This window comes from Cellulomonas terrae, assembly GCF_007990265.1.
Lineage (GTDB): Bacteria > Actinomycetota > Actinomycetes > Actinomycetales > Cellulomonadaceae > Cellulomonas > Cellulomonas terrae.
The window spans coordinates 255,394-270,806 of the sequence record NZ_BJWH01000003.1 but is presented as its reverse complement, the minus strand read 5'-3'; the positions used below and the strand labels follow the sequence as shown (position 1 = coordinate 270,806).

At 72.3% G+C, this 15,413-nt stretch carries 17 protein-coding genes; 5 read left to right on the top strand and 12 right to left on the bottom strand.

Features of this window, described 5'->3' with window-relative positions; translation table 11 throughout:
• Positions 1-9 precede the first annotated feature (9 nt).
• The 3 genes from CTE05_RS05220 to CTE05_RS05210 are packed head-to-tail and all read right to left on the bottom strand — an operon-like array spanning position 10 to position 3,058.
• A complete protein-coding gene (locus tag CTE05_RS05220; protein WP_146845050.1) occupies positions 10-1,326 on the bottom strand; it encodes an NAD(P)/FAD-dependent oxidoreductase in 1,317 nt (438 codons plus the stop codon).
• 48 nt (positions 1,327-1,374) lie between these two features.
• The gene (gene sigJ / locus CTE05_RS05215; RefSeq protein WP_246123274.1) at positions 1,375-2,301 is read right to left on the bottom strand and encodes an RNA polymerase sigma factor SigJ; all 927 of its coding nucleotides are present in this window, start codon (positions 2,299-2,301) and stop codon (positions 1,375-1,377) included.
• Between the two features lie 16 nt (positions 2,302-2,317).
• Positions 2,318-3,058 (bottom strand): SDR family oxidoreductase, encoded by a 741-nt coding sequence (locus CTE05_RS05210; RefSeq protein WP_146845049.1) that lies wholly within the window; start codon positions 3,056-3,058, stop codon positions 2,318-2,320.
• Positions 3,059-3,209: 151 nt separating this feature from the next.
• On the opposite strand from CTE05_RS05210, the gene CTE05_RS05205 reads away from it, so the two are divergent.
• On the top strand, positions 3,210-4,394 hold the full coding sequence (locus CTE05_RS05205; protein WP_146845048.1) for a YibE/F family protein: 1,185 nt from the start codon (positions 3,210-3,212) through the stop codon (positions 4,392-4,394).
• On the opposite strand, the gene CTE05_RS05200 is transcribed toward CTE05_RS05205, so the two are convergent.
• The 3 genes from CTE05_RS05200 to CTE05_RS05195 form a co-directional block, all read right to left on the bottom strand.
• Positions 4,371-5,627: a YibE/F family protein gene (locus CTE05_RS05200; RefSeq protein ID WP_246123272.1), complete on the bottom strand. Its 1,257-nt coding sequence runs from the start codon at positions 5,625-5,627 to the stop codon at positions 4,371-4,373. The genes CTE05_RS05205 and CTE05_RS05200 overlap by 24 nt on opposite strands.
• A gap of 63 nt (positions 5,628-5,690) precedes the next feature.
• The gene (locus tag CTE05_RS20150; protein WP_186814742.1) at positions 5,691-5,837 is read right to left on the bottom strand and encodes a hypothetical protein; all 147 of its coding nucleotides are present in this window, start codon (positions 5,835-5,837) and stop codon (positions 5,691-5,693) included.
• An 88-nt stretch (positions 5,838-5,925) separates the two neighbouring features.
• Entirely contained in the window at positions 5,926-6,654 is a 729-nt protein-coding gene (locus CTE05_RS05195; protein ID WP_146845047.1) for a DUF72 domain-containing protein, read from the bottom strand.
• Positions 6,655-6,755: 101 nt separating this feature from the next.
• On the opposite strand from CTE05_RS05195, the gene CTE05_RS05190 reads away from it, so the two are divergent.
• From CTE05_RS05190 to CTE05_RS05180, 3 genes are all read left to right on the top strand, one after another.
• Complete coding sequence (locus tag CTE05_RS05190; protein ID WP_146845046.1) at positions 6,756-7,019, top strand: GlsB/YeaQ/YmgE family stress response membrane protein; 264 nt, start codon at positions 6,756-6,758, stop codon at positions 7,017-7,019.
• Positions 7,020-7,224: 205 nt separating this feature from the next.
• On the top strand, positions 7,225-8,025 hold the full coding sequence (locus CTE05_RS05185; RefSeq protein WP_146845121.1) for an SDR family oxidoreductase: 801 nt from the start codon (positions 7,225-7,227) through the stop codon (positions 8,023-8,025).
• Between the two features lie 43 nt (positions 8,026-8,068).
• Positions 8,069-8,263, top strand: a complete 195-nt coding sequence (locus tag CTE05_RS05180; protein WP_146845045.1) for a hypothetical protein — start codon at positions 8,069-8,071, stop codon at positions 8,261-8,263.
• Between the two features lie 10 nt (positions 8,264-8,273).
• Here CTE05_RS05180 and CTE05_RS05175 read toward each other — a convergent pair whose 3' ends face one another.
• On the bottom strand, positions 8,274-8,948 hold the full coding sequence (locus CTE05_RS05175; RefSeq protein ID WP_146845044.1) for an AIM24 family protein: 675 nt from the start codon (positions 8,946-8,948) through the stop codon (positions 8,274-8,276).
• A 35-nt stretch (positions 8,949-8,983) separates the two neighbouring features.
• Here CTE05_RS05175 and CTE05_RS05170 point away from each other — a divergent pair, with 35 nt between their 5' ends.
• On the top strand, positions 8,984-10,117 hold the full coding sequence (locus CTE05_RS05170) for an alpha/beta hydrolase (protein ID WP_146845043.1): 1,134 nt from the start codon (positions 8,984-8,986) through the stop codon (positions 10,115-10,117).
• Here the strand turns inward: CTE05_RS05170 and CTE05_RS05165 are convergent.
• From CTE05_RS05165 to CTE05_RS05145, 5 genes are all read right to left on the bottom strand, one after another.
• Positions 10,114-11,013, bottom strand: coding sequence for an ABC transporter permease (locus tag CTE05_RS05165; protein ID WP_146845042.1), 900 nt, complete (start codon positions 11,011-11,013; stop codon positions 10,114-10,116). The genes CTE05_RS05170 and CTE05_RS05165 overlap by 4 nt on opposite strands.
• On the bottom strand, positions 11,003-11,794 hold the full coding sequence (locus CTE05_RS05160) for an ABC transporter ATP-binding protein (protein WP_146845041.1): 792 nt from the start codon (positions 11,792-11,794) through the stop codon (positions 11,003-11,005). Before CTE05_RS05160 ends, CTE05_RS05165 begins: the two co-directional genes overlap by 11 nt.
• The gene (locus tag CTE05_RS05155; RefSeq protein ID WP_146845040.1) at positions 11,791-12,903 is read right to left on the bottom strand and encodes an ABC transporter substrate-binding protein; all 1,113 of its coding nucleotides are present in this window, start codon (positions 12,901-12,903) and stop codon (positions 11,791-11,793) included. The genes CTE05_RS05160 and CTE05_RS05155 overlap by 4 nt, the downstream gene beginning before the upstream one ends.
• Positions 12,904-13,323: 420 nt before the next feature.
• Positions 13,324-14,307 carry a manganese catalase family protein gene (locus CTE05_RS05150; protein WP_146845039.1) on the bottom strand — a complete coding sequence of 328 codons (984 nt, stop codon included), beginning with the start codon at positions 14,305-14,307 and terminating at the stop codon, positions 13,324-13,326.
• 14 nt (positions 14,308-14,321) lie between these two features.
• Positions 14,322-15,404, bottom strand: coding sequence for a YihY/virulence factor BrkB family protein (locus CTE05_RS05145; protein ID WP_146845038.1), 1,083 nt, complete (start codon positions 15,402-15,404; stop codon positions 14,322-14,324).
• Positions 15,405-15,413 lie beyond the last annotated feature (9 nt).

Here is a 15,413-nt window from a genome sequence, read left to right as displayed (position 1 = left end):
AGGGTGGGTCTACCGGGGCGCCCCGCCGCGCACGAACGCCTCCCGCGGGTGCTGCACGCTCGCCAGCGAGACGATGTCCCGCCCGAAGAGCCCGGCGGCCAGCCAGACGGCCAGCACCCGGATCTTGCGCTCCCACGTCGGGACCGCCAGCACGTGGTACCCGCGGTGCATCACCCACGCCGGGAAGCCCGTGACGACGAGGCGGCGGTACTGGAAGACGCCCTGCCCCAGGCCGAGGGTCGCCACGACACCGAGGCTCTGGTGCACGTACTCCTTCGGGGTCCCACCGCGCAGCACCGCCGTGATGTTCGCGGCGAGGTGCCTGCCTTGCCGCACGGCGTGCTGGGCGTTCGGCACGGTGCGGGCGCCCGGGGTGCCGACGGCGATGTCCGGGACCGCGGCGTCGTCCCCGGCGGCCCAGGCGTCGGGCACGAACGCCTCCGCCGTGCCGATCCGCAGGTCCGCTCGTACGCGGAGGAACCCGCGGTCGTCGACCGGGAGGTCCGTGTGCTGGGCGACCACCGGGTTCGCGGCGTTGCCCGCGGCCCACACGATCAGCTCGGAGTCGAACTCCTGGCCGGTCGAGAGCACGACGTGGCCGCCCACGGCGGAGACGAGCTGCGTGTTCAGGTGCACGTGCGCGCCACGCTCCTCGAGCGCCTTCACGACCCAGCGTCCGGGCTCGTCGGTGACCTCCGGCAGGATGCGCCCCGCCGCCTCGACGAGGTGGAAGCTCAGGTCGGCGAGCGAGAGCTCGGGATAGGACCGCAGCAGCGACGTGGCCAGCGACAGCAGCTCGCCGAACCCTTCGACGCCGGAGAAGCCGCCACCCACGAACGTGACGGTCAGGAGGCGCTGCCGCTCCGGTCCCGGCGGCAGGACGGAGGCGCGGTCGAACGACGTGAGGAGCTTGTCGCGGATGGCGACGGCCTCCTCGACGTGCTTCATCCCGATCGCCTGCTCGGCGACGCCCGGGATCGGGAACGTGCGGGTGACCGCCCCGGCGGTGATCACGATGACGTCGTAGCCGAGCTCGACGTCGTCGCCGTCGGCGGGGCGGACCTGCAGCGCCCGGCGGGCGTGCTCGACCCGGGTCACCTCGCCGGCGACCACCCGGGTACGGCGCAGGTGCTTGCGCAGCGAGACGGCGGCGTGCCGCGCCTCGACCGACCCGGCCATCACCTCGGGCAGGAACGGCTGGTACGTCATGTACGGGCGCGGGTCGATGACGGTGATCTCCGCCTCGTCCGGCCGCAGCCTCTTCTCCAGGTTCCAGGCGGCGTAGAAGCCCGCGTACCCGCCGCCGACGATCACGATCCTCTGCATCTGTGTCACACCTTCTCGACCGCGCAGGTCGCCGGAACGTGACACCCGTCAGACGGCGGGAGCGAACTGCCGCATCTTGCTCGGGGCGACCTGGATGTAGACGTGCTCGATCCCGCGGTCGGACCCGTCCAGCACGACGACCGCCTGCGGCTCTCCGGTGCTGGACGTGACGAGGAGCGCGGTGCCCCCGTTGGCCTCCACGATGCGCAGCGTCGAGTCCTGCCAGTACTTGCGCAGGACGTTGTCCAGGAACGTGAGGGTGCGCGCGGCGCCCACGAGCTCGACGCGGGACGCGTGCACCTCTCCGCCGCCGTCGGGCCGCACGACGACGTCGTCGACGAGCAGGCGTTCGAGGCCGTCGAGGTCCCCGACCTGCGCCGCGGCCACGAACGACTCCAGCAGCCGGCGCTGCTGCGCGGGTGGCGCGGGCGCCGACCGCTCGGACGCCAGGTGCTCGCGCGCCCGCCGCGCGACCTGCCGCGCGTTGGCCTCGGTGGTGTCCAGGACCTCGGCGATCTCCCGGTAGGAGTAGCCGAACGCCTCGTGCAGCACGTACGCCGCACGCTCGGGCGCCGTGAGCTTCTCCAGCAGGAGCAGCACCGCCATCTCGAGCGCCTCCGCCCGCTCGGCCCCCAGCGCGGGGTCCGCGCTGGTGTCCACCGGCTCGGGCAGCCACGGGCCGACGTACGTCTCGCGCCGCGTGTGCGCGGACGTCGTCGCGTTGATGGCGAGGCGGGTCGTCGTGGTGGTGAGGAAGGCCGCGGGGTTGCGCACCACGCGGCGGTCCGTGCCCTGCCAGCGCAGCCACGCGTCCTGCACCACGTCCTCGGCCTCCGCGACGCTGCCCAGCATCCGGTAGGCGATGCCGAACAGGCGGGGACGGACGTCCTCGAAGGCGGCCAGGTCCGAGTCGGGGACGTTGGCGTTCCACCCCGCGGCCGGCGCGCTCGGGTTGTCGGCGGTGTCGCTGGTCACGGTCACAACATAGGGGTCAGCGCGCCGACCAGCCCTCGAAGGTGGTGGTCCCCAGGGTCGCCTCGCCCAGCGGGACCAGGGTGTCCTCCTCCAGCAGGGCACCGAAGTACGTCGCGGCAGGGTCGGTGACGACCTGGCGGGCGTCGTCGCGCGCGGCCAGGAAGCGTCGGGCCAGGTCGTCGAGGCGGAACCGTTCCGGACCGGCGATGTCGACCCGTGCGGTGGTCGACGCACCCACGGCGACGTCCCGGAGCGCCGCGGCGACGTCGTCCGCGGCCATCGGCTGGATGAGCACGTGCGCCAGCCGCACCGTCGAGCCGTCGGTCGCGGAGTCGACGATGCCGCCGACGAACTCGAAGAACTGCGTCGCGTGCACCAGCGAGTACGGGATCGCGGAGCCCTCGATGAGCTGCTCCTGCGCGATCTTCGCGCGGAAGTAGCCGCTCTCGGGCAGGCGCTGCGTGCCGACGACGGAGAGGGCCACGTGGTGGCCGACACCCGCCTCGGCCTCGGCGGCGAGCAGGTTCCGGGTCGAGGTCTCGAAGAACGACAGGACCGCGGCCGCCTCGAAGGACGGGGAGTTCGACACGTCGACGACGACGTCGGCGCCGGTGAGCACCTCGGCCAGCCCGTCGCCCGTCAGCGTGTTGACGCCCGTGCCGGGCGACGCGGCGACGGCCTCGTGGCCGTCGGCGGCCAGCAGCGCGACCAGCTTCGAGCCGATGAGCCCCGTGCCTCCGATGACGACGATCTTCATGGGTGTACCTCCGGTGTCGGTGACCAGCGACGCGCTGGACACCACCCTCGACCGTGCAGCGGGGGCAGACGTGACACGGACGCCTCGACCGTTCTGCGATGCCCGGCGTGTCCGGTGCGGTCGCATGCGTCGTCGCGCCGATCCTGGTCCGATGAGTGCGCACCTCCACGACGTCACCCCCGCCTCGCCGCAGGTCCGTCGGCACGCGCGCCGGGTCTTCGCCGCGATCCTGGTGCCCGCCCTGCTGGCCACCCTGGTGGGCGCGTGGGTGCTGTGGCCGACGGGGGAGCGGCCGGTCCTGGAGACCGCCCCGCCGGGGATGACGTTCCCCACGGTGACGGTCGCCGAGGTGTTCCCGGACCGCGAGGACCCGCTGCGGCAGGTCCGCGGAACCATGGCGGACGGGTCGAGCGCCTGGGTCCAGGTCCCGCCCGAGTACCTGTCCGAGGTCCATCCGGGCGACCGGATCATCACGGCGGACCTGGGCTCGATGGGGACGCCGGAGACGGGCCTGATCTTCACCGACTTCGTCCGCGGGCCGCCGCTGGCCCTGCTCGCCGCCGTGTTCGCGGTCCTGGTGGTGGCGGTCGCCCGGTGGCGGGGCTTCGCGGCCCTGATCGGGCTCGGCATCTCGATGGCCGTCATCGGGGCGTTCATGCTGCCTGCGCTGCTCGAGGGCAAGCCTGCGCTGCCGGTGGCCCTGGTGACCTCGTCGGCCATCATGTTCGTCGTCCTCTACCTCGCGCACGGCTTCTCCCTGCGCACGTCCACCGCGCTCGTCGGCACCCTGCTCGGGCTGCTCGCGACAGGGTTCCTCGCGACGTGGGCGAGCGGTGCGGCACACCTGACGGGGCTGTCGGGGGAGTTCGCCCTCGACCTGCTGTCGTACGCGCCGCAGGCACGGATGAGCGCGGTGCTGCTGTGCGGGATGGTGATCGCCGGTCTCGGCGTGCTCAACGACGTGACGATCACGCAGGCGTCCGCGGTCTGGGAGCTGTACGGCAGCTCGCCGGACGCCGGCTGGCGCGAGCTGTTCGGCCGCGGGATGCGGATCGGCCGGGACCACATCGCGTCGACCGTCTACACGATCGTGTTCGCGTACGTCGGCGCGACCCTGCCGCTGGTCCTCCTGGTCAGCATCTCCGACCGCGCGATGCTGGACGCCCTGACCAGCGGAGAGCTCGCCGAGGAGGTCGCACGGACGCTGGTCGGGTCGATCGGGCTCGTGCTGGCCATCCCGCTCACCACGGCGATTGCGGCGTGGGTCGTGCGGGCCAACCGGGCTGCGCCGGTGACGCAGCAGGAGCGCGGGCTAGTGGACGTGGCTGTGCCCTGAGGCACGGCTCAGCCGCGCGGGCTCCTGCCCGTGCGCGACGACCGCAGCGATCGCCGTGGTGAACGGGATCGCGAGGATGAGGCCGATGGCGCCGGCCAGCGTGCGGACGATCTCCTGGGCGAACTGGCCGCTCGTGAGCGTCTGGCCCAGGGGCAGCTCGTAGATCTGCAGGAGCAGCAGGACCGGGAGCGAGGCGCCGGCGTAGGCGAACGCGATGGTGTAGATCGTCGACGCGATGTGGTCCCGGCCGATCCGCATGCCGCCCGTGAACAGGCCGCGCCACGACGCGTGCGGGTCCATGGCGCGCAGCTCCCAGACCGCCGAGGCCTGGGTGATGGTGACGTCGTTGAGCACGCCGAGCCCGGCGAGCACCACGCCGCACAGGAAGACGCCCCGCAGAGCCGCCGCGCCGTTGTCGCCGAGGAGGGTTGCGAGCCGGTAGTCCTCCTCGGTCGTCGCCCCCGTCAGGTGTGCCGCGTCGGCGCCGAGGGCCCCGAGCGCACCGACGAGCAGGAGCCCGGTGAGGGTGCCGAGCAGGGCCGTGCTGGTGCGCAGGGAGAAGCCGTGCGCCAGGTACAGGACCACGGCCATGATCACCGCCGACCCGCACAGCGCGAGGACGACCGCGTTCTCCCCGGCGATGAGCCCGGGCAGGACGTACTGCCACAGCACCACGAACGCGAGGCCCAGACCGACGATCGCCCGCAGCCCGCGCCACCCGGCGACCAGGGCTGTGATCAGCACGAACGCCAGCGCCAGGGTGGCGAGAGGGACACCTCGGGCGAAGTCCGACCAGGCCCAGGTCTCGGGGGCGCCGTCCGCCGCCGGGTAGTGCTGCACGACGATGCGGGTCCCCTCGGGGACGTCGGCGGCCGTGAGCGTCGCGGTGGCCCACACCTCGATGTCGGTGCCGGACTGCGCCCCGGACGTCACGGTCGCCAGCACCAGGAGGCACGGGACCTGGTCCGGCTGCGAGCCGTCCGGGAGGCGGTCCTCGACGGTCGACTCGCACTGCTCGGTCCGGGTCCCGGTGACCGTCGCCGTCACGTGCTCGACGCCCACGTCCACGAGACCGGCCCGCTGACCGGACCCGCCGTCGTCGTGGGGCCACGTCAGGATCATGCCGACGACCGCGGCCAGCAGCAGGGGCCCGAGGACGAGGCCGAGCACGAGGGTGGCCCGGGACGATCGGCGGCGGCGAGGGCGGGTGGTCTGCTCGTCCGGTGCGGTCACGGGGTCGATTGTGCATGAGCGAGGCGCCGAGCCGGTCGGCTGCGGCGCCTTGCTGTACGGGTCCTAGCGGGGGTCGACGTTCTGCTCGTCGATCCCGTCGGCCTTGATCTTCTCGGCGTCGGTCAGCTCGGCCTCGGCCTCGGACTTCACGTCGCGGACCACCGGGGTGCTGTCTCCGGTGTCGTGGACGATCCTGTCGTCGCTGTGCATCTCGACCTCCTCGTCGTTCAGCTCTCGTGCGAGAGGCGAGCGTAGGTCCGCTACGGCGTGCGCGCGCGCCGAGCCGCGGAGGGCCAGGTCAGGCGCCGAGGAGCCAGCGCAGCGTGCGGGCGTTGCGCACGGCGTTCCCGCCGCCGTCGTTGTTGAAGTAGACGAGCACGTCGTGCCCGTCGCCCGACCACTCGCGCACCCGGTCAGCCCACCAGCGCAGGTCGTCGTCGGAGTACGAGCCGCCGTAGAGGTGGTCGTGGTCCGGACCGTGCAGGCGCACGTAGACGGTCGGCGCGGTCGCGCGCAGCACGCACGGCAGGTGGGCGCCGCTCATCACGACGTTCGCGGCACCGTGCCGCTCCAGGAGCGCGAACACGTCGTCGTGCTGCCACGACGGGTGCCGCAGCTCGACGGCCACCCGGACCCAGCCGGGCAGCGAGCCGAGGAACCAGCCGAGCCGGGCGTCGTCGCGAGCCTGGTCGGGCCGCAGCTGGACGAGGAGCACCTCGCGCCGGTCACCGAGCTCGTGCCACGAGCGAGCCATGCGGTCCGACCAGGCCTCGGGGGAGTACAGACGCTTGGCGTGGGTCAGCCCGCGCGACGCCTTCACGGACATGCCGAACCCGTCGGGCAGCCTCCGTCGCCACCCGGCGAACGTCGAGTCCTTCGGCCAGCGGTAGAAGCTCGCGTTGAGCTCGACCGTGTCGAACTCCGCGACGTACCTCCCCAGGCGCTCCCCTGGGGGCAGGCCGGGCGGGTAGAGGACGTGCTCCCAGTGGTCGTAGGACCAGCCGGACGTGCCGATGCGGATGCTCACACCGGGCGAACCTCTCGTTTCAGCGCGCGAACCGGACGAAACGCCCCTAGATTCACTCGTCGCCGTACCCGGCGTACTTCTTCACCGTGAGGAGCACCATCATGACCCCCGCAGGCATCATCTCCGCGATCATCATCGGCGCCATCATCGGCGTCCTCGGCCGCCTGCTCGTCCGCGGCAAGCAGAACATCTCGATCCTGGTCACGATCATCGTGGGCATCGTCGCCGCGCTCCTCGGTACCTGGCTCGCGGGCCTCGTCGGCGTCCAGACGACCGACGGCATCGACTGGATCGAGCTGCTCTTCCAGGTGGTCCTCGCCGCGATCGGCGTCGCGATCGTCGCCGGCTCGGGCCGCCGTCGCTGACGCGACGTCGTACGTCGGGAGCGGCCCACCCCCGGGTGGGCCGCTCTCGTCGCGTCAGGATGCAGAGCGCGCCTCGGGGGCACACCATGAAGCGCAGCCGAAGCAGCCCGGCGCACGCACGGATGGACCCGCAGGAGCAGACGTGAGCGAGCAGGACGAGCAGTTCCCGGCGCAGCAGCAGCAGCCCCCGGGCCTGACGGATCCGATGACCCCGACGCCGGACCACGGGGAGTCGAGCTACGAGGGGCACGGCCTCCTGACCGGTCGACGGGCGCTGATCACCGGCGGTGACTCGGGCATCGGCCGGGCCGTCGCCATCGCCTACGCCCGCGAGGGGGCCGACGTCGCGATCGTGTACCTGCCCGAGGAGCAGGCGGACGCCGACGAGACCTCGCGGTGGGTCGAGGAGGCCGGGCGACGGTGCGTGCAGATCCCGACCGACCTGACCGACGAGCAGGCCGCGCGCGGTGCTGTGCGGACGGCCGTGTCCGGTCTGGGCGGGCTGGACATCCTGGTCAACAACGCCGGCTTCCAGATGGCGCGCCGCGAGTCCGTCGCGGACATCACGTCCGAGGACCTGGACCGCACCTTCAAGACGAACCTGTACGCGCTGTTCTGGGTGACCCAGACCGCCCTGGAGCACCTGGGTGAGGGCAGCGTCATCCTCAACAACTCCTCGATCCAGGCGTACCAGCCGTCCGAGACGCTGCTGGACTACGCGTCGACCAAGGCGGCGATCAACAACGTCACCGTCAACCTGGCCTCGGAGCTCGGGTCGCGCGGCATCCGCGTCAACGCCGTCGCGCCGGGCCCGATCTGGACACCGCTGCAGCCCGCGACGCAGTTCACGGAGAAGGTCGAGAAGTTCGGCTCGGACGCCCCGCTGGGCCGCGCCGGCCAGCCGGCCGAGGTCGCGCCGGCGTTCGTGTTCCTGGCGGCCGACTCGACCGCGTCCTACGTGTCGGGGACCGTCCTCGGCGTCACCGGAGGCAAGCCGGTGTTCTGATCGCCTGACCCGTCCCCCCGCCCCGTCCACCAGGAGGTCCGTCATGAGCAGCCCGATCCCCGACCCCGGCCAGGTGCCGGACGAGCCGAACTTCACCGACGTGCCCGGCGACGACGCGACGCCGATCGACGAGCCGACGCCGCCGGACGTGCCGGGCCCCCACGACGTCCAGGCGCCCCGGGACACGCCCGACAGCATCGCCGCCGGCGACGTCGGCTCGATCGAGCCGCCGGACTGAGGACGAGCCGCTAGCCCTGGCTGCCCGGCAGCGGGTGTCCCTCGGAAGCCTGGACGACGACGAAGCCCTGGCCCGTGAGCCCGAGCTGGTAGGCCTCGCCGGAGCCACGACCGATGACCGCACCCAGCTTCGCGGTCTTGCGCACCGTGGACTGCAGCGAGGTCGACCACAGGACCGCCGCCTGCATGTCCACGTAGGTCGGCACGTCGACCTGCAGGACCACGGGCGTGCCGTAGGCGGTCACGGCCAGCGCGCCGGTGCCGGTGAACGTGGTGTTGAACAGACCGCCGCTGAGCATCGACGCGCCCTCGACGCGGTTGATGTCCCAGGTGAGGGTGCTCTCGAACGCGAGGATGCTGGAGCCGCTGACGGTCACGCTCTCGCCCTCGAGATGGATGATGAAGATCTCGTCGGCGTCCTGCGCGAGGAACACGTCGCCGCTGCCGGAGACCTTCATCAGCGACATGCCCTCGCCGGTGAACGCCTTCTTGAACATCTTGGCGACGCCGCCGCTGCCCTGGTAGTTGAAGTCGACGTCGCCCTGGTAGGCCACCATCGACCCCTGCTTGGCGTAGAAGAAGCCGCCCGTACCGGCGAGGTCGACCTTGAGCATCCGCTCGTTCTGGAGCACGAAGCTGCCGGGCTCGGTGGACCGTTCGGCGTTCTGCATGAGTGAGCTGCGCATCGACGCATGCTAGCCGCCGGGGCCAGACTGGGCGGGTGGTCGACAGTCCCGTCCCACCGCCGGCCAGCTGCCCGATCGGGTGGCAGCCGCAGGCGCTCGCGCCGGTCTTCTGGGGTGTCCGCTCGCTCGGGCCGGCCGACGGTGCTCCCGTGGACCTGCGCATCTTCTTCCCGAGCCTGGACGGCGCCGTGGAGAGTGCCCCGCTGCTGGAGGGTTGCGGCCGGTACCCGCTCGTCCTGCTCGCGCACGGGCACTGCCCGCAGGACGCGGACCACTACCTGCGCTGGTTCCTGGTCCCGGCGATGCTGGCGCGCAGCGGCTACGTGGTCGTCGTGCCGCGGCTGGCGGGGATCGAGGGCGGGAACAACCCGTCGGTCCCGGAGCACCCGGACGAGGCGACGCTCGACGCCGTGCTGACCTGGGCGCGCACCGGGTGGGAGCACGCGGAGGTCCTCCTGCCGCCGCCGGCCACCGGCGTGATCGGGCACAGCTTCGGCGCGATGCTCGGTGCGCGCTTCTGCGTCGGCCGCGAGGTCGGCGGCTTCGTCGGGCTGAGCGGAGGGTGGCAGGACTGGTTCGGCGGCGAGCCGTTCCCGCTCCCGCTGCTCGACCTGCCGACCCTGCTGATGTGGGGGTTGGGCTTCGACCTGTTCAGCCAGCTCACCGAGGCGCAGTGGCAGGCCGTGCGCCGGCCCCGGCACCGAGTGGTGTTCGACGAGGGTGAGCACTGGGACTACCTCAGCGCGCAGCTCGACCTCCCGTGCAGGCCCGGCGGCGGAGCGTGCCCGCAGGTCGCGAGCGCGACCGCGGACCTCGTGACCATGTTCTTCGCCCGGTACCTGCCGCCGGAGCTGGCGACGAACCTGGCCGTCGACGTGCCGTCCTCGCTGGTGCCGCCGGAGCTGGACCTGACACCGGAGCAGGAGTTCTTCGCCGGTGGCTTCCTCGGCGGCTTCCACCGGCTGGGGACCGACCCGCGGTGCGGCGTGACGGTGTCGTCGGACAGCGAGCGCCTGCTCGCCAACCGCCGCACCCGCGAGACGCACTCCCTGGACCACCCGTGCGTGTGGGTGGCCAGGATCGCGGCGCGCAACCGGTGGCCGGTCGGCGCGCGCCCGGCCGGGTACCACTGGTGCGACGTGTGCTTCCCCAGCCGGGCGGACGGCTAGCGGGTCGACACCTGCCCGGTGAGGCCGCGGGAGTGCAGGACGTGGCGCTCCAGCGGTGCGAAGACGACGAGCTCGATGACGATGCCGACCAGGAAGATGAGCCCGATCGACGCGATCACGAGCGACATGTCGCTGGTGACCCGGCCGAGGTCGAGGATCTGGCCGAGCCCCGTCCCGAGCCCGGTCTGCACGATGAGCTCGGCGGCCATGAGGGAACGCCACGCGAACGCCCAGCCCTGCTTGAGGCCCCCGAGGAAGCCGGGCAGCGCGGCGGGCAGCAGGACGAAGCGGATCCGCGTCCACCCCGTGGCGCCGAGCACCTGGCCGACACGCAGGTAGAGCGGCGGCACCTGGTCGGTGCCGGCGAGCAGCCCGTTGACGATGGACGGCACCGCACCGAGCAGGATGACCGCGTACATGGTGGCGTCGGTGAGCTGGAACCAGATGATCGCGGCGGGCACCCAGGCGACCGACGGCAGCGACTGCAGGCCGGTGATGATCGGGCCGAACGCGCGGCGCAGGAGCGGGGACGCGGCGAGCGCGACCCCGATCGCCACCCCGACGACGACCGACATCGAGAAGCCGACCGCCGCGCGCTGCACGCTCAGGGTGACCGCGCGCCAGGCCGAGCCGTCCTGGATGGTGCCCAGCAGCGTCTGCCACGTGTCCGCGGGGCTCGGGAGCGCGTACGGCGGCTTGAGCTCGAGCTGGTAGGCGACCTGCCACACGACGAGCAGGGCGCCCAGGGCGGCGAGCACGGGCCAGACAGCACGCCACGCGGCCCGCCAGGCTGAGCTGCGGGGTGCGGCCACCGGCGTCTCCAGCGCGTCGAGCCCCGCTGCGAGGTCGCCGTCCGTGGTCCGGCGCGGGACCGGGGTGGTCGTGTCAGTGGCCATGGCGGGCGATCTCCTGTCGCAGGTCCTCGGTGATCTCGGCACTGAGCCGGGACACGTCGGGGTCTTCGATGCGGCGCGGCTGCGGGATGTCCACCGCCCACTCGCGGGCCACCCGGCCGGGTCGTGAGGAGAGCAGGACGACCCGCTGCCCGAGCCGCACCGCCTCGCGCACGTTGTGCGTGACGAAGATGACGGCTCGCCCGGTCTCGGTCCAGATCCGCGTGAGCTCCTCGTGGAGCACGTCCCGGGTGATGGCGTCGAGCGCGGCGAAGGGCTCGTCCATGAGCAGCAGGTCGCCCTCCTGGGCCAGTGCCCGGGCGAGCGCGACGCGCTGCCGCATGCCGCCCGACAGCTCGTGCACGCGCTTGGGGCCCGAGCCCTCCAGCCGGACGAGGGTGAGCAGACGCTGGGCCTCCTCGCGCCGCTCCGCGCGGGCGAGCCCGCGCAGGCGCAGCGCGAGCTCGACGTTCCCCGCGGCCGTGAGCCACGGGTAGAGCGCGGGCTCCTGGAACATGAGAGCCGGCCTCCCGCCGGGCACCTCGACGGTGCCCGAGACCGGCTCGTCGAGGCCGGCGACCAGCGACAGGAGGGTCGACTTGCCGCACCCCGACGCCCCGAGCAGGCAGACGAACTCGCCCGGGGCCACGGTCAGGTCGATGCGGTCGAGCACCGGGGGGCGGGACGCCTCGCCGAAGTGGTGCGTCACCCCGGTCAGGCGCGCCGCGACGGCGGCCGGGGCGGTGGAGCCCTGGCCGCCGACCGCCGTCACGGTGGTGGTCATGTGCCCGACACCCCGAGGCCGCCGTCGGAGACCGGCTCCTGGTCGTTCTCGGCGAGCACCTCGTTGAGCAGGGTCAGGTCGTAGATGCCCTGCAGGTCGGTCTTCTTGGACGTGCCCGCCGCGACGGCGTGGTCGGCGGACGTCTGCAGGCTCGACGCGACGGGGTCGAGCGTGATGCGCAGGTTGCCCCAGGCGCGGTCGAGCACCTCGGCCGACAGCGGCTTGCCGCTGAGCTTCTCGATCACCGTGTTCGAGAGGGTCTTGGCCTCGTCCGGGTTCGCCGCGATCCACTCGGACGTCGCGTACTCGGCCTCGAGCAGCTTCTTCACGGTGCCCGGGTACTTCGACAGGTAGTCCGTGGCGACGATCAGGTGGGTCGTGACGAAGTCGCCCTCGGGCCAGAGGTCCTTCTCGTCGAGCAGGACGTGCGCGCCGGCGTCCACGACGAGCCGCGACGCCCACGGCTCGGGCAGCCACGCGCCGTCGAGCTGGCCGGCCTTGAACAGGTCGAGCGTCTGCGAGTTCTCCTGCGGTGCGATGGTCACGTCGCTGGCGCCGCCGGTCAGCGACGTCTCCAGCCCCTCCTCGGCGAGCCAGGCGCGCAGAGCGACGTCCTGGGTGTTGCCCAGCTGGGGGGTCGCGAGCGTGGTGCCGACGAGGTCCTCGGGCGAGTCGATCCCGTCGCGCACGACCAGCTGCGCGCCGCCGGAGGTCGCACCGGAGACGATCCGGACCGCCTCGCCGTTCGACTGCGCGAACGCGTTGATGGCCGGGTTGGGGCCGATGAACGTGGCGTCGATCGCGCCACCGAAGAGGGCCTCGACCGCGGCGGGGCCCGCGTTGAAGATCGAGGTGGTGAGCGTCGTGTCGCCCAGGGCGTCCTGGTAGGTGCCGTCGTCGACGCCGACGAGCGCGACGGCGTGGGTCAGGTTGGCGAAGTAGCCGAGGCGGAGCTCGGGGGCCTCCGCGAGCGCCTCGGGTGCGGCGGACTCCTCGGCGGTGGAGCCCGCGGCGGGCTCCTCGGCTGCCGAGGAGGAGCACGCGCCGAGGGAGGCGAGGAGGCCGGCGGCGAGGAGGGCGGCGGTCAGGCGGGCGGGACGGGCGGTCATGTCAGGTCCTTGGGGGTCGCGAGGGATGGGCGGTGGTCGTCACGACGACATCGCTGCGCGGGCCTGACGAGGGAGAGCGGGGTGGGCGCCATGGGGGCGGTTCCTCCGTGGGGGACGGGGGTGGCGCACGCGTCATGCCGCGGCCGTCGAGGTGGTCGACGGTGGCCGGGCGTCGGACGCGCGGCCGGGGGGGGACGGGCCGCGTTCAGACGTTCCGCGGACAGCAGGGGCGCGCGGAAGCCACGACGGCGTGACAGCTCGTCGAGGCGGCGCGGCGGGTCTGCATGGGACGAGGATGGCCGTCTGCGGGCGCCGGCGACAGCACCGTCTCTTAATGTGGACACGGCGGGTCGGAATACGAGACTTAACGACACCGCGGCCGTGCCCGGACCTCAGGGCCCGGGCACGACCGCGGTGCGGCTACTTCGTCGTGGTGCCCGAGCCCGTCGACGGCGGGACCGGCCCGTACAGCGGCGGTGCCGGCTCGGCCATCTCCAGGTCGGCCGTGGCCTGGATGAGCGCGAGCAGGTCGGTGTCGAGGCCGGGGGAGAACTCCTCGAACCGCTCGTCGGCGATCTGCGACGGCACGCCTGCGGGTGCCTGCTCGGTCCCGTCGAGCTCCGTGCCGTCCTTCGACGGGGACATCCCCTGGAAGATCCGGCCCGCCTCGGAGGACGCCGTCAGGTCGAACGTGTACTGCTTGCTCTGCAGCCCGAGGTCGACGAGCTTCTTGACCTCCGGGAACCTCTCCGCGTTCGTCTTCGGGATCGGCAGCAGCGACGCCCAGTTCACACCGAGCGTCTCCAGGGCCCGCGCGTAGGCGTTCTCGTGGGCCTGGTCCCGCACGATCAGGTACGAGATCGTCGAGCGCGCCGTCTTGTTGGCGGTCATCTCGTAGATGCGGCACTTCTGCAGCCTGCCCGTGGACTCGAGCATGAGGTTGTAGAGCAGGTCGAGCACCAGGTTGCCGGAGTTGTAGACGTACGACCCCGACCACGGGTTGCCTGCCGCGTCGACGGGCAGCGCACCCTGGGCGGCGACCAGGTAGTGGTGGATGTTCCCCTGGTCCAGCGCCGACTCCAGCGGCGTGGCGCCACCGGACCCGGGCTTGTCCAGCGGGTCCGTCTTCTTGCCGTTGTACCGCGGGGAGCCGTCGAGCAGGCGCGCGATGGTGGTGCCGATGAGCTCGACGTGACTGATCTCCTCCGTGCCGATGCCCTGGAGGAGGTCGCGGTAGGGCTTGCCGGTCTTCCCCCGGAAGTTGATGCTCTGGAACAGGTACTGCATCATCGTGCGCATCTCGCCGAACTGACCGCCGAGCCCCTCCTGCAGGGCGTTCGCTGCTGCCGGGTCCGGCTCGTCCGCCTCGATGTCGTTGATCAGTCGCTGTACGTGCAGGTACATGGCGTTCCCTTCGGTCAGGCGTCGTCGTTCGAGTTGTCGGCCCCGCGCGACTGGCGCAGTGCACGGCCGAGCCGTACGTCCTCCTCCTGCTTGGCCTGCTTCTTCTCGCTCGCACGGGTGTCCCGCGGCGGGAGCTGGATGGTCTTCTCGGCCTCGATGCCGCCCTGCAGCTGCCGACCGCGCTCGACCTCGGCGTCCAGCTCCGCGCCGAACAGCAGCGCGAGGTTGGTGATCCACAGCCAGAGCAGGAAGACGATCACGCCGGCCAGCGAGCCGTACGTGTCGCCGTAGCTGCCGAAGTTCGCGACGTAGAAGCCGAAGCCGATCGACGCGAGCACCCACACGACGAGCGCGACGACCGCGCCGAGGCTGATCCAGCGGAACCTCGGCTGCCGCACGTTCGGCGTCGCGTAGTAGAGGATCGCGATCGCGACGACCACGAGCGCGACGATCACGGGCCACTTCACGACGTTCCAGACGGTCACCGTCACGTCGCTGAGCCCGACGGCGTCGCCGATCGCGCGGGCGACTCCGCCCGAGAGCACCACCGCCGTGACGATCACGACCGCGATGAGCACGAGGGCCACCGTGACGACGAGCAGGACCGGCCGCAGCTTCCAGATCGGGCGGCCCTCGTCGATCTCGTAGACCCGGTTCATGCCCCGGCTGAACGCGGCGACGTACCCGGACGCCGACCACAGGGCCAGGACCAGGCCGAGGACCAGGGCGAGCCCGGCGGCGGGCGCCTCGGTCAGCTGCGTGACGATCGGCTCCAGCGTGTCGTCGACCGAGGAGACGCCGACGTCCGAGGCGATCGTCAGGACGTCCGCGACCATCTTCTCCGGGTCGCCCACGAGGCCGAGCACCGAGACCACCGCCAGCAGGGCGGGCGCGATCGCGAGGACGGCGTAGTAGGTCAGGGCCGCGGCCAGGTCGGTGCACTGGTCCTTGCCGAACTCCCGCAGCGTCTTGCGCAGCACGTACAGCCATGACCGCTTCGTCATGTCGTCGGGGGAGTCGGGCTTGCGCGGGTCGTCCGGCGCCGGGGCGGCGGCCTTCTCGGTGCTGCGGGTGCTGTGCGTGTCGTGCGAGGTCATGCGGTCGGT

Excerpts from the sequence above, each read along its gene's own strand:
- CTE05_RS05220 (WP_146845050.1), bottom strand. The coding sequence starts at position 1,326 with ATGCAGAGGATCGTGATCGTCGGCGGCGGGTACGCGGGCTTCTACGCC.
- CTE05_RS05210 (WP_146845049.1), bottom strand. The coding sequence starts at position 3,058 with ATGAAGATCGTCGTCATCGGAGGCACGGGGCTCATCGGCTCGAAGCTG.
- CTE05_RS05205 (WP_146845048.1), top strand. The coding sequence starts at position 3,210 with ATGAGTGCGCACCTCCACGACGTCACCCCCGCCTCGCCGCAGGTCCGT.
- CTE05_RS20150 (WP_186814742.1), bottom strand. The coding sequence starts at position 5,837 with ATGCACAGCGACGACAGGATCGTCCACGACACCGGAGACAGCACCCCG.
- CTE05_RS05190 (WP_146845046.1), top strand. The coding sequence starts at position 6,756 with ATGACCCCCGCAGGCATCATCTCCGCGATCATCATCGGCGCCATCATC.
- CTE05_RS05185 (WP_146845121.1), top strand. The coding sequence starts at position 7,225 with ATGACCCCGACGCCGGACCACGGGGAGTCGAGCTACGAGGGGCACGGC.
- CTE05_RS05180 (WP_146845045.1), top strand. The coding sequence starts at position 8,069 with ATGAGCAGCCCGATCCCCGACCCCGGCCAGGTGCCGGACGAGCCGAAC.
- CTE05_RS05175 (WP_146845044.1), bottom strand. The coding sequence starts at position 8,948 with ATGCGCAGCTCACTCATGCAGAACGCCGAACGGTCCACCGAGCCCGGC.
- CTE05_RS05165 (WP_146845042.1), bottom strand. The coding sequence starts at position 11,013 with ATGGCCACTGACACGACCACCCCGGTCCCGCGCCGGACCACGGACGGC.
- CTE05_RS05160 (WP_146845041.1), bottom strand. The coding sequence starts at position 11,794 with ATGACCACCACCGTGACGGCGGTCGGCGGCCAGGGCTCCACCGCCCCG.
- CTE05_RS05155 (WP_146845040.1), bottom strand. The coding sequence starts at position 12,903 with ATGACCGCCCGTCCCGCCCGCCTGACCGCCGCCCTCCTCGCCGCCGGC.
- CTE05_RS05150 (WP_146845039.1), bottom strand. The coding sequence starts at position 14,307 with ATGTACCTGCACGTACAGCGACTGATCAACGACATCGAGGCGGACGAG.
- CTE05_RS05145 (WP_146845038.1), bottom strand. The coding sequence starts at position 15,404 with ATGACCTCGCACGACACGCACAGCACCCGCAGCACCGAGAAGGCCGCC.